Source organism: Bacillus sp. GbtcB10, assembly GCF_019091365.1.
GTDB classification, from domain to species: domain Bacteria; phylum Bacillota; class Bacilli; order Bacillales; family Bacillaceae; genus Bacillus; species Bacillus altitudinis.
Window position 1 is genome coordinate 652552 of the sequence record NZ_JAGXJP010000001.1, and the last position, 13031, is coordinate 665582.

Below are 13031 nucleotides of genomic sequence, written 5' to 3' on the forward strand. Positions count from 1 at the left end.
TAGAGGGGGCAGAAAAAATGAATGATTTATCGACAATGAGCAGCTTGTCAAAGGAAGAAATTTTACAGCTGATTGAAGAAGCATGTGCATTGAAAAAAGGGAAACAGGAACATGGTTTAGCAGGTGAATTTGTAGCGAACCTCTTCTTTGAACCAAGTACAAGAACGCGTTTTAGCTTTGAGGTGGCAGAGAAAAAACTTGGAATGAATGTGCTGAACCTAGACGCAGCAAGTACCTCTGTTCAAAAGGGAGAGACCCTTTACGATACAGTGAAAACACTTGAATCCATCGGAGTCAAGGCATGTGTCATCAGAGACAGTACCGACGAATATTACAAAGAGCTGATTGGGAAGGTCGGGATTCCAATCATTAATGCGGGAGATGGCTGCGGACAGCACCCTACACAATCATTGCTGGATTTGATGACGATCTTCGAAGAGTTTGGCGGCTTTGAAGGCTTAACGATCTCGATTCATGGTGATATCAAACATAGCAGGGTGGCAAGGTCCAATGCTGAAGTCCTCGCAAGACTAGGAGCGACAGTGCTCTTTTCAGGACCAGCTTCCTTCCAAGATGAACAAAATCCTCATGGAACGTATGTCGAAGTGGACGAAGCCGTGAAGCGGTCTGACGTGGTGATGCTGCTGAGAATTCAGCATGAAAGGCACTCAGAAAAGATGGGCAATGAGGGTTACTTATCGACTTATGGATTAACAGTAGACAGGGCAAGCAAAATGAAAGAAAGAGCGATTATTATGCATCCAGCACCAGTAAATAGAGGTGTTGAAATAGATGATTCATTAGTAGAGTCAAAACAGTCAAGGATTTTCAAACAAATGGAAAATGGTGTGTATATCCGAATGGCTGTGTTAAAAAGAGCTTTTCAAAATAGCAGACTACATCAAAAAGGGAGAGATTCTGTCTATGTCATATCTCATTAAAAACGGTTTTATCTTAACAAGCACAGGGGAAAGAGTGCAGCAGGATATTAGGGTAGAAGGAAAAGTGATTCAAGCAGTGGGTCACTTAAAAAGAGAAGACGGAGAAGAAGTCATTGATGCAGCAGGGCTATTTGTATCACCAGGTTTGATTGATCTGCATGTGCATTTAAGAGAGCCAGGCGGTGAGAAAAAAGAAACCATTGAAACAGGTTCTAAGGCAGCAGCAAGAGGCGGGTATACGACCATTGCAGCGATGCCAAATACACGGCCAGTTCCAGATACAAAAGAACAAATGGAATGGCTGATGAATCGAATCAAAGAGACCTCATCTGTAAGAGTACTGCCATACGCTTCCATCACGACGAGACAAATTGGCGAAGAGATGACAGACTTTGCGGCGTTAAAAGAAGCGGGTGCATTTGCCTTTACGGATGACGGTGTTGGTATTCAAACCGCAGGCATGATGTACGAAGCAATGAAAAAGGCAGCAAGCCTTGATCAAGCCATAGTGGCGCACTGTGAAGATAACTCACTCATTTATGGAGGATGCGTTCATGAAGGAGACTTTTCAAAAGCAAATGGGTTAAACGGGATACCGTCAATTTGTGAATCGGTGCATATTGCAAGAGATGTCCTCTTAGCAGAAGCAGCGAATTGTCATTATCATGTATGCCATATCAGCACAAAGGAATCAGTCCGAGTGGTACGCGATGCAAAAAAAGCAGGCATTCGTGTGACGGCTGAGGTCTCTCCACATCACCTGCTCTTATGTGATACAGACATCCCAGGTCTTGACACAAACTATAAAATGAATCCGCCGCTCAGAGGAGCAGAAGATCGCGAGGCACTGATCGAGGGGCTTTTAGATGGCACGATTGATTTTATCGCCACAGACCATGCACCGCATACAGAAGAAGAAAAGAACGAAACGATGCAGAGGGCACCTTTTGGGATTGTTGGACTTGAAACAGCGTTCCCGCTTCTTTACACACGTTTTGTGAAAACAGGGGAATGGACATTAAAAGAACTTGTTGATTATATGACCATCAAACCAGCAGAAGCCTTTGCTCTTCCATACGGAAAGCTGGAAGAAGGTCAAATCGCTGATATCACACTGATTGATTTAAACAAAGAAATGGCAATTGACAAAAAAAGCTTCTTATCTAAAGGACAAAATACACCGTTTGACAAATTGACTGTATCAGGATGGCCGGTCATGACACTTGCATCTGGGAAAGTCGTTTATGAAGAGGGGAGACTAGTAAAATGAAGAGACGCTTAGTGCTAGAAAACGGAACAGTATTCGAAGGAACAGGCTTTGGCAGCTTAGAACCGTCAGTCGGAGAAGTCGTCTTTAACACAGGGATGACAGGCTATCAAGAGATTTTGTCTGACCCGTCGTACTGCGGACAAATTGTCACACTCACTTACCCGCTGATCGGCAACTACGGCATTAACCGTGATGATTTTGAATCGATCACACCGTTTGTGAAAGGGCTGATCGTGAAAGAGCTTTGTGAAAAGCCTTCAAACTGGCGCTCTTCATACTCACTTGATGAGTATTTAAAAATGAAAAATATCCCGGGTCTTAGCGGCATTGATACACGCAAGCTCACGCGCATGATTCGAAGTGCAGGTACATTAAGAGGAGCTTTTGCAGGACCGGATGAACAAGTAGAAGACGTTGTAAGCCGCCTTCAAACGATGCAGCTACCAACAGATCAAGTAAGCCAAGTATCTGTGAAAAATGCGTATCCAAGCCCAGGAAGAGGAAAAAGAATTGTGCTTGTCGATTTCGGCATGAAGCATGGCATTTTGCGCGAACTCAATAAGCGAGATTGTGATGTCATTGTGGTGCCATACAATATCACGGCAGATGAAGTATTACAGTTAAAACCAGACGGCATCATGCTTTCAAACGGACCTGGGGATCCAGTCGATGTGCCAGAAGCGGTTGAAATGATTCAGCAGCTGATTGGAAAGGTACCACTCTTTGGTATCTGCCTAGGACACCAATTATTCGCGCTTGCGTGCGGCGCAAGTACAGAAAAAATGAAATTTGGGCATAGAGGGTCCAATCATCCAGTCAAAGAACTAGCAACTGGCAAGGTAACTCTGACGTCTCAAAACCACGGTTACACGGTTAGCGCCATTAATGAAGACGTGCTTGAAGTCACACATATTGCGCTAAATGACAACACCATTGAAGGATTAAAACATAAAGAAGCACCAGCATTCACTGTCCAGTATCACCCAGAAGCATCACCGGGTCCAGAAGATGCGAACTACTTATTTGACGAGTTCATGGACATGATTCATACAACTGAGAAAGAAGGGGAAGAAGTATGCCAAAACGCGTAGATATCAAAAAGATTTTAGTGATCGGTTCAGGTCCAATCATCATCGGTCAGGCAGCGGAGTTTGACTATGCAGGCACACAGGCTTGCTTAGCGCTAAAAGAAGAGGGCTATGAAGTCGTTCTTGTGAACTCTAACCCTGCGACGATCATGACGGATACAGAAATGGCCGATAAGGTATACATCGAACCACTGACACCAGAATTTTTAACACGAATCATTCGAAAAGAACGTCCTGATGCGATTCTGCCGACACTTGGCGGACAAACTGGATTGAACCTTGCTGTTGAATTATCAGATCTTGGTGTACTCGCTGAATGCGGTGTTGAAGTACTAGGCACAAAGCTGTCAGCTATTCAAAAAGCAGAGGACAGAGATTTATTCCGTAATCTAATGAATGAATTAAATGAACCTGTACCAGAAAGTGAAATCATCCATAACCTTGAAGAAGCGATGGCATTCACAGATCAAATCGGTTTCCCGGTCATTGTTAGACCAGCCTATACACTAGGCGGAACAGGCGGCGGAATTTGTACAAATGAGCAAGAATTAAAAGAAATCGTCGAGAATGGACTGAAGTTAAGTCCGGTGACACAATGTTTGCTTGAAAAAAGTATCGCAGGCTTTAAAGAAATTGAATATGAGGTCATGCGTGACAGCGGAGATCATGCCATTGTGGTTTGTAACATGGAAAACTTTGATCCTGTCGGCATCCACACAGGTGACAGTATCGTTGTGGCACCAAGTCAAACGCTAAGTGATCGTGAATATCAGCTGCTTCGTAATGTGTCACTCAAGCTGATCCGTGCACTTGGCATTGAAGGCGGATGTAACGTACAGCTGGCGATTGATCCAGACAGCTTCCAATACTATATTATCGAAGTAAACCCGCGCGTGAGCCGTTCTTCTGCTCTTGCGTCTAAAGCAACAGGATATCCAATTGCAAAACTTGCAGCGAAAATCGCAGTCGGCCTAACACTTGATGAAATGATGAACCCAGTCACAGGTAAAACATATGCAGCGTTCGAACCAGCACTCGACTATATCGTTTCAAAAATCCCGCGCTGGCCGTTCGATAAATTTGAATCTGCCAACAGACGACTTGGAACACAAATGAAAGCAACGGGTGAGGTCATGGCGATCGGCCGTACATTAGAAGAGTCTCTTTTAAAGGCTGTTCGTTCACTTGAAGCGGATGTGCATCACATTGAATTAAAAGACGAAGCGGACATTACGAACGAAGTGCTTGAAAAGCGGATTATCAAAGCAGGAGATGAGCGTCTGTTTTATATCGCTGAGGCGCTAAGAAGAGGCTATACCGTCGAACAGATTCATGAATTCTCGAAAATTGATTATTTCTTCCTTCATAAGCTGGAAGGCATCATCGCATTTGAAAAGACACTAAAAGAAAACAAAGGCAATGTAGACGTTTTAAAAGAAGCGAAAGAAAAAGGTTTCTCAGATATTTATATTAGCCGCGAATGGAATATGAATGAGGCAGATGTCTATAACCTAAGAACAGAAGCAGGCATCGTTCCTGTGTATAAGATGGTGGACACATGTGCGGCAGAATTTGAATCAGAAACACCGTATTTCTACAGCACATATGAAGATGAAAATGAATCCGAGCGAACAGATAAGAAAAGTGTCATCGTGCTAGGCTCAGGTCCAATCAGAATCGGACAAGGGGTTGAATTTGATTATGCGACCGTTCATTCAGTGTGGGCAATCAAACAAGCAGGCTATGAAGCCATTATTATTAACAACAACCCTGAAACCGTCTCAACAGACTTTAGTATTTCAGATAAGCTCTACTTTGAACCACTCACTGTAGAAGATGTGATGCACATCATCGACCTTGAACAACCAGAAGGTGTCGTCGTTCAGTTTGGCGGACAAACAGCGATTAACTTAGCAGATGAATTATCAAATAGAGGGGTTAAGATACTTGGAACATCGCTTGAAGACCTTGACCGTGCGGAAAACCGTGACAAGTTTGAACAAACATTAGAAACTCTCGGCGTGCCGCAGCCAAAAGGTAAGACAGCAACGTCTGTGCCAGAGGCAGTAGCGATTGCGAATCAAATCGGTTACCCCGTGCTTGTCCGTCCTTCCTATGTATTAGGCGGCCGTGCAATGGAAATTGTGTATCAAGAAGCTGAGCTCCTTCACTACATGGAGAATGCGGTGAAAGTCAATCCGCAGCACCCAGTGCTCATTGACAAGTATTTGACAGGAAAAGAAATTGAAGTAGATGCTGTGTCTGACGGAGAAACGGTTGTCATACCAGGCATTATGGAACACATTGAAAGAGCCGGAGTTCACTCTGGAGACTCCATTGCGGTCTACCCGCCGCAAACTTTGTCAGAGGACATCAAAGCGAAAATTGCAGAATACACGATTAAACTGGCAAAAGGCCTTAACATCATTGGGCTTTTGAACATTCAATTTGTTCTATCAAAAGGAGAAGTGTACGTACTTGAAGTGAATCCGCGCTCAAGCCGGACTGTCCCATTCTTAAGTAAAATTACAGGCATTCCAATGGCGAACTTAGCTACAAAGGTTATTTTAGGAGAAAAACTGAAAAACTATGGCTACCAAGAAGGGCTTCATGTTGAGCAAGAAGGCGTATATGTGAAAGTTCCAGTCTTCTCTTTTGCAAAACTAAGAAGAGTAGATATTACACTAGGGCCTGAAATGAAATCAACAGGTGAAGTCATGGGGAAAGATGTCACAATCGAAAAAGCCCTCTACAAAGGGTTGATTGCATCAGGCATTCAAATTCCAAAAGACGGAACGGTGCTCCTGACAGTGGCTGATAAAGATAAAGAAGAAGGACTTGAGATTGCAAGAAGATTCCATTCCATCGGCTATCATATTTTAGCAACAGAAGGAACAGCGAATTACTTAAAACAAGCCTCTATTCCATCAAGTGTTGTCGGCAAAATAGGAGAAGAAGGAAAGAATCTGCTGGATGTCATTCGAAATGGTGAAGCCCAATTTGTCATCAACACCTTAACAAAAGGAAAACAGCCGGCAAGAGACGGCTTTAGAATTAGACGTGAATCTGTTGAAAATGGTGTCGCTTGCTTAACGTCACTAGATACAGCGGAAGCGATTTTAAGAGTGCTAGAGAGCATGACATTTAGAGCAGATGAAATGCCAGAAGTGAAAACGAATGCTGAGGTGACAGTAACGATATGAAAAAAGCATACTTGACGGTCGTCTCAAACCGAGAGATCGCTGATCATATTTACGAAATGACATTAAAAGGTGATCTTGTTGAATCCTTTCAAACAGCTGGACAGTTTCTTCATATAAAGGTCAGTGAATCCATGACACCGCTGCTGAGAAGACCGATCAGTATTGCCAACATTCATGCCGAAAAGCAAGAAGCAACCATCATTTACCGCGCAGAGGGAGAGGGCACAAAGCTCCTTTCCCAAAAGCGGGCGGGAGAGTCAGTCGATGTGTTAGGACCGCTTGGAAACGGCTATGACCCTTCAGTCGTTCAGGCCGGACAGACCGCATTATTAGTCGGTGGAGGAATCGGTGTGCCTCCGCTATATGAACTGTCTAAGCGGTTAACGAAAAAAGGCGTCATCGTAAAACATGTTCTCGGTTTTCAATCGAAAAAGGATGTATTTTATGAGGAGAAGTTTCAAGCACTCGGAGATACGTTTATCGCAACCGTTGATGGGACATATGGTTCGAAAGGTTTCGTGACAAATGTCATTGAAGAGAATGAGCTGGACTTTGATGTCTTGCTTTCTTGCGGACCGACACCTATGTTAAAAGCACTAAAAGACTCTTATCCCGATAAGCCTGTCTATATTTCAATGGAAGAACGAATGGGCTGCGGAATCGGTGCATGCTTTGCTTGTGTCTGTCATACCGATCAGCACGAGAAACCGTACGTTAAAGTTTGTCTGGATGGACCTGTTTTTAAAGCGGAGGAGGTGGCGCTATCATGCTAAACATCGAATTACCCGGCTTATCTTTAAAAAATCCAATCATTCCTGCATCAGGCTGTTTTGGATTTGGAAAAGAATTCGCATCATTATATGACCTTTCCTTGCTGGGCGGCATCATGATTAAAGCCACGACCCTTGAACCGAGATTTGGCAACCCGACACCGAGGGTAGCTGAGACAGGAGCCGGTATGCTGAATGCGATTGGTCTCCAAAATCCAGGTCTAAAAGGCGTGCTTGAACATGAATTACCTTGGCTTGAGCAGTTCGATACCCCTATTATTGCCAATGTTGCTGGATCACAAGTTGATGATTATGTTGAAGTAGCAAAGCAAATTAGTCAAGCAAGCAATGTTCATGCCCTTGAACTGAATATCTCGTGTCCGAATGTGAAAACAGGCGGAATTGCCTTTGGGACCGATCCAGAAATGGCGGCTACATTGACAAAAGCCGTTAAGGAAGTTTCCTCCGTTCCTGTTTATGTGAAACTGTCACCTAATGTAGCCAATATCGTTGAGATTGCTAAAGCGATTGAATCGGCTGGAGCGGATGGACTCACCATGATCAATACCTTGATTGGGATGCGTTTAGATTTAAAAACAGGCAAACCCATTCTTGCCAATAAAACAGGCGGATTATCAGGTCCTGCTGTAAAACCTGTTGCCATCCGAATGGTGCATGAGGTCAGTCAGGCCGTTTCTATTCCGATTATTGGGATGGGCGGGGTGCAAAGCGCTGAAGATGTACTTGAATTTTTACTAGCTGGCGCAAGTGCGGTAGCTGTTGGGACAGCCAATTTTGTGAACCCATTTATTTGCCCGGAAATCATTGATGAACTGCCGAATGTGTTAGCGGCTTATGGGTATTCATCTGTAGAGGAATGCATCGGAAGGAGCTGGAAACATGAAGCACTTGCCCATCATCGCGCTTGATTTTCCATCAGGACAGGAGGCGCACGCCTTTATAGATCGTTTTGAAGGCGCTCCATTATTCGTAAAGGTCGGCATGGAGCTGTTTTACCAAGAAGGTCCTGCCATTATTGACGCACTGAAAGAAAAAAATTGCCGTATTTTCCTTGATCTGAAGCTTCATGACATTCCAACAACTGTGCAAAAAGCGATGAACAGGCTTGCTGCACTTGGTGTTGATTTGGTGAATGTGCATGCAGCCGGCGGGAAGAGAATGATGCAGGCGGCCGTAGAGGGGCTTGAAAGCGGAACCCCTGCCGGGCAAAATCGCCCGGCTATTATTGCAGTGACCCAGCTGACAAGCACGTCAGAAGATATGATGAAAAAAGAATTACTAATTGACCGCCCATTGCAAGAGGCGGTGCTTCATTATGGACAATTGGCATATGAAAGTGGACTTGATGGTGTGGTGTGCTCTGTTCATGAATCAAAACAGCTTCATGAACAAATCTCTCCTTCCTTTCTCACTGTGACGCCAGGAATTCGCTTACCAAATGATCAAACGGATGACCAAAAGCGTGTGGCGACACCTGCCTTTGCCAAAGAACAGGGTGTTTCGCAGATTGTTGTGGGAAGATCGATCACAAAAGCCACAAACCCAGTGGAAGCTTATCAACAAATTTTGAAAGAGTGGGAGTGACTGCCGGATGAAAACGAAAATCGCGAAGCATTTATTACAAATCAAAGCTGTCTCTTTAAAACCAGACGAACCATTTACATGGGCGAGCGGTATCAAATCACCGATTTACTGTGACAATCGCCTCACCTTGTCTTATCCTGAGGTCAGAGGAGACATTGCGGAAGGTTTAAAAGACTTGATTCTCACTCATTTTGAAGGAGCGGAAGTTGTCGCAGGTACAGCTACAGCTGGCATTCCTCATGCGGCATTAGCAGCTGATCGTCTGAACGTACCGATGTGTTATGTAAGAAGTAAACCAAAAGCACACGGAAAAGGAAATCAAATTGAAGGAGCCGTATCACCTGGCCAAAAGGTGGTTGTCGTAGAAGACCTCATCTCAACTGGAGGCAGCGTTCTTGAAGTTGTTGCTGCTCTTGAAGAAGAAGGCTGTGACGTACTCGGAGTTGTTGCGATCTTCACTTATGGACTGCCAAAAGCAGCTGCGGCTTTTCAAGAGAAAAACATTCCCTATGTCACGCTGACAGACTATGACACACTGACAGAAGTGGCACTTGAGCTAAAAGCAATCGAGCCTTCTGCTATGAATAAACTAAAACGCTGGAGACAGGATCCTTCGTCTGAATCTTGGATGGAAGAAACGGTCTAAAAAGCTTGTTTTGTTTTAAAAAAAGCTGTGCTGCGCTGCACAGTTTTTTATTTGGTTAAAAATAGTAAAATAGACTCAAATTTAAATAAAAACTAATCCTATCAATAAAGTCGGGTTGACTTTTGTTTGAATTGTGTTAATATTTAATACAAATTAAAACTCTTATCCAGAGAGGTGGAGGGACTGGCCCGATGAAGCCCGGCAACCTGCGATTTGCAAGGTGCTACTTCCTGCAAAATGATTCTATTTTGAAAGATAAGGAAATCGTGAGCTTCCTCATCTTTCTTTCGGACTGAAAGAAAGTTTTTTTATTTTAACGGTGAGGAGGAAGAGGAGATGGAACTGAAACAAAACCAGGATGAGGACTTAGTGAAGCATATGCAAGAGCTGATTGGGGATATGAAATTCGGTTCAATTACGTTGATCGTTCAGGACGGTCAAGTGATTCAAGTGGAAAAAAATGAAAAAATCAGATTAAAGTAGTGCGGAGAATAGCAATAGAAGCAGTACTCCGGAAGGGGAGAAACAATGTTAACTTATGAAAATTGGCAAGAGCCGTCCATTACATTTCAAGAGGACGATTTGTATAAAGGGGCCCTATCTGTGCTGAAATGGGCGTACGGCCACTATGGTGATCAGCTCGTTTATGCATGCAGTTTTGGCATTGAGGGCATTGTCCTGATCGATCTTATTGCGAAAGTAAAAAAAGATGCAAGAATTGTCTTTTTAGATACAGGTCTGCATTTTAAGGAAACATACGACACCATTGATGCAGTTAGGGAAAGATATCCCGGGTTAGACATCGTGCTGAAAACACCTGAGCTGACGGTGGAAGAGCAGAATGAGCAGCATGGTGATAAATTATGGGAAACGAATCCTCAAAGCTGCTGCCATATGAGAAAGGTCATTCCGTTGCAAGAGGCACTATCTGGCTATCCGGCATGGCTGTCTGGTTTAAGAAGAGAGCAGTCGCCTAAACGAGCAGGTACGAACTTCTTAAATAAGGATGAAAAATTCCAATCAGTTAAAGTATGTCCGCTCATCCACTGGACGTGGAAGGACATATGGAGATATGCGTCTAGAGAGGATCTTACTTATAATCCGCTGCATGACCAAGGATATCCAAGCATCGGGTGTGCACCTTGTACACAGCCGGCATTTACTGCTGATGATTTGCGTTCTGGAAGATGGTCAGGGACAGCAAAGACTGAGTGCGGATTACATGAGTAAGGGAGTATAATGTATGGAAATCGCCGCAATTTTATTTAGCTTATTCTTTGCTTTAAATATTGGCGCAAGCGGAGCAGCCGCTTCGATGGGCATCGCATATGGATCAGGTGCGATCAAAAAGCCAATATATGCGCTCAGCGTTTGTGCAGTTGGAATATTAGCAGGTTCAGTGATTGGCGGCGGTGAGGTCGTCAAAACGATCAGCTCCGGGATTATGCCGGAATCTGTCATCACACTTGAAATTGTGTGTATCATCATTGGCTCGGCCGCATTATCACTTTTCATAGCGAATCTCTTAGCCATTCCTTTATCCACAAGTGAGGTCACAGTAGGAGCTGTGGTCGGTGTGGCAGCCGCATATAAAGTGCTGTATGTGAAATCGATCTTAGTCATTGTCTCTTTTTGGGTGATTATTCCGATTGTTGCCTTTGTTTTTACCTTTGCTGTTGTCAAAATCATCAGATTGTTCCCTAAACGGACATTATCCAAAAAAGGTACATTGATCTTATCTGTTGTTTTGATTATCAGTGGGTTTTTAGAAGCATTTTCAGCCGGCATGAACAATGTCGCCAATGCGGTCGGCCCGCTTGTCGCGTCAGGTGTTTTAACAGTCGGGCAAGGAACCCTTTACGGCGGAATCTTTGTGGCCATTGGGGCGCTGCTTCTAGGAAGAAGGGTACTAGAAACAAACGGAAAGAAAATTACACGCTATCAAACGGGTGAAGGCATTCTATTATCGAGCACCGGTGCAGGACTTGTCATCGTCAGCTCTATATTCGGACTCCCTGTTCCCCTTACTCAAATTACCTCCTCGTCCATTATTGGGCTAGGTATGGCAAAGGGTGGACCGAACATATTCCATAAACATGTTGTGAAAAAAATGCTGAAGGTATGGGTTGTGTCACCTTTCTTATCACTTAGTCTATCTTATTTGCTAGTAAGCCTTTTCTTAAAAGGAGACTATTACTCTATCTTTATCATGATGAGTGTACTGCTAGCTTCACTAGGTGCACTGAGTCTTATGAAGGCAGTTAAAAATGAGAGCAGCTCGATTCATGAACAGGGCGGCGGGATTTAAATATAAATCCGACTATTAACATCTAATAAATATGAACATTGAGAGGAAGATGAACAAATGAGTTTAACACCACATGGTGGCGTATTAATTAATCGAGTAAATGAAGAATTTGATCTAAGCACAGCTGCGAAAGAAATTGAGCTGGATGCCATCTCTTTTGCAGACCTTGAACTCATCGCAATTGGCGGGTATAGTCCAATTGAAGGGTTTTTAACGAAAGCTGATTATGAAGCAGTTGTCAGCAGTATGCGACTAGCAAGTGGTGTCGTTTGGTCTCTTCCGATTACTTTGCCTGTCACAAAGGAAAAAGCAGCGGAGATCAATCAAGGTGACATTGTTCGTCTATCGTATAATGGAACAGTATACGGGGTCATTGAGGTGGAAGATCAATACACACCTGATAAGGAAAAAGAAGCAGTGAATGTGTATAAAACAGATGACCGCAATCACCCAGGCGTGAAAAAATTATTTGAACGCGGTGATACGTATATTGGTGGTAAAATTACACTGACGAAACGTAGCGAAAAACCTTTCCCGCAATTTACGTATGAGCCAGAAGAAACAAGAAAACAGTTTAAAGAAAACGGCTGGAAAACCATTGTTGGTTTCCAAACAAGAAACCCAGTCCATCGAGCGCATGAATACATTCAAAAGACAGCACTGGAAACAGTGGATGGTCTATTTTTAAATCCACTTGTTGGTGAAACAAAATCTGATGATATTCCAGCAGATGTCAGAATGAAAAGCTATCAAGTGTTACTGAACGGTTATTACCCGAAAGACCGCGTCTTTTTAGGTGTTTTTCCTGCTGCCATGCGTTATGCTGGACCAAAGGAAGCGATTTTTCATGCGCTTGTGCGTAAAAATTATGGCTGTACACATTTTATTGTCGGCAGAGATCATGCAGGTGTTGGTGATTATTACGGCACATACGAAGCGCAGGAGCTATTTGAACAATTTACAAGCGAAGAAATTGGGATCACACCATTAAAATTTGAGCACAGCTTTTACTGCAATACATGTGAAGCCATGGCAACACCAAAAACATGCCCACATGATAAAAGCGAACATGTCATTCTTTCAGGTACAAAGGTCAGAACGATGCTGAGAAATGGTGAATTACCACCGAGCACGTTCAGCCGAAAAGAAGTCATTGAAACATTAATCGAAGGATTAAAAACGACGGTATCTTAAAGGAGG

Annotated in this window: 12 protein-coding genes and 1 riboswitch; all 12 genes read left to right on the forward strand. The window is 43.6% G+C overall.

Annotation, left to right across the window (positions count from 1 at the left end; all coding sequences use genetic code 11):
* Positions 1 to 17 precede the first annotated feature (17 nt).
* The 12 genes from KVT11_RS03565 (at position 18) to sat (ending at position 13025) form a co-directional block, all read left to right on the forward strand.
* Positions 18 to 941 carry an aspartate carbamoyltransferase catalytic subunit gene (locus tag KVT11_RS03565; protein WP_116306833.1) on the forward strand — a complete coding sequence of 308 codons (924 nt, stop codon included), beginning with the start codon at positions 18 to 20 and terminating at the stop codon, positions 939 to 941.
* The gene (locus tag KVT11_RS03570) at positions 925 to 2211 is read left to right on the forward strand and encodes a dihydroorotase (protein WP_025207306.1); all 1287 of its coding nucleotides are present in this window, start codon (positions 925 to 927) and stop codon (positions 2209 to 2211) included. The genes KVT11_RS03565 and KVT11_RS03570 overlap by 17 nt, the downstream gene beginning before the upstream one ends.
* The gene (locus tag KVT11_RS03575; RefSeq protein ID WP_019743288.1) at positions 2208 to 3302 is read left to right on the forward strand and encodes a carbamoyl phosphate synthase small subunit; all 1095 of its coding nucleotides are present in this window, start codon (positions 2208 to 2210) and stop codon (positions 3300 to 3302) included. The genes KVT11_RS03570 and KVT11_RS03575 overlap by 4 nt, the downstream gene beginning before the upstream one ends.
* The gene (gene carB, locus KVT11_RS03580; RefSeq protein ID WP_007499710.1) at positions 3287 to 6502 is read left to right on the forward strand and encodes a carbamoyl-phosphate synthase (glutamine-hydrolyzing) large subunit; all 3216 of its coding nucleotides are present in this window, start codon (positions 3287 to 3289) and stop codon (positions 6500 to 6502) included. The genes KVT11_RS03575 and carB overlap by 16 nt, the downstream gene beginning before the upstream one ends.
* Entirely contained in the window at positions 6499 to 7275 is a 777-nt protein-coding gene (locus KVT11_RS03585) for a dihydroorotate dehydrogenase electron transfer subunit (RefSeq protein WP_007499709.1), read from the forward strand. Before carB ends, KVT11_RS03585 begins: the two co-directional genes overlap by 4 nt.
* On the forward strand, positions 7269 to 8201 hold the full coding sequence (locus tag KVT11_RS03590) for a dihydroorotate dehydrogenase (RefSeq protein ID WP_017359348.1): 933 nt from the start codon (positions 7269 to 7271) through the stop codon (positions 8199 to 8201). Before KVT11_RS03585 ends, KVT11_RS03590 begins: the two co-directional genes overlap by 7 nt.
* Positions 8173 to 8877 (forward strand): orotidine-5'-phosphate decarboxylase, encoded by a 705-nt coding sequence (pyrF, locus tag KVT11_RS03595; protein WP_129548274.1) that lies wholly within the window; start codon positions 8173 to 8175, stop codon positions 8875 to 8877. Before KVT11_RS03590 ends, pyrF begins: the two co-directional genes overlap by 29 nt.
* A 7-nt stretch (positions 8878 to 8884) precedes the next feature.
* Positions 8885 to 9523 (forward strand): orotate phosphoribosyltransferase, encoded by a 639-nt coding sequence (gene pyrE / locus KVT11_RS03600; RefSeq protein WP_017359346.1) that lies wholly within the window; start codon positions 8885 to 8887, stop codon positions 9521 to 9523.
* Between the two features lie 159 nt (positions 9524 to 9682).
* Positions 9683 to 9785: riboswitch (SAM riboswitch) on the forward strand.
* A 74-nt stretch (positions 9786 to 9859) separates the two neighbouring features.
* Positions 9860 to 10006 carry a YezD family protein gene (locus tag KVT11_RS03605; protein ID WP_008344920.1) on the forward strand — a complete coding sequence of 49 codons (147 nt, stop codon included), beginning with the start codon at positions 9860 to 9862 and terminating at the stop codon, positions 10004 to 10006.
* Between the two features lie 45 nt (positions 10007 to 10051).
* Entirely contained in the window at positions 10052 to 10753 is a 702-nt protein-coding gene (locus tag KVT11_RS03610) for a phosphoadenylyl-sulfate reductase (RefSeq protein ID WP_007499702.1), read from the forward strand.
* Positions 10754 to 10766: 13 nt separating this feature from the next.
* A complete protein-coding gene (locus KVT11_RS03615; RefSeq protein ID WP_050827247.1) occupies positions 10767 to 11831 on the forward strand; it encodes a sulfate permease in 1065 nt (354 codons plus the stop codon).
* 57 nt (positions 11832 to 11888) lie between these two features.
* The gene (gene sat, locus KVT11_RS03620) at positions 11889 to 13025 is read left to right on the forward strand and encodes a sulfate adenylyltransferase (protein WP_045034247.1); all 1137 of its coding nucleotides are present in this window, start codon (positions 11889 to 11891) and stop codon (positions 13023 to 13025) included.
* Positions 13026 to 13031: the final 6 nt, after the last annotated feature.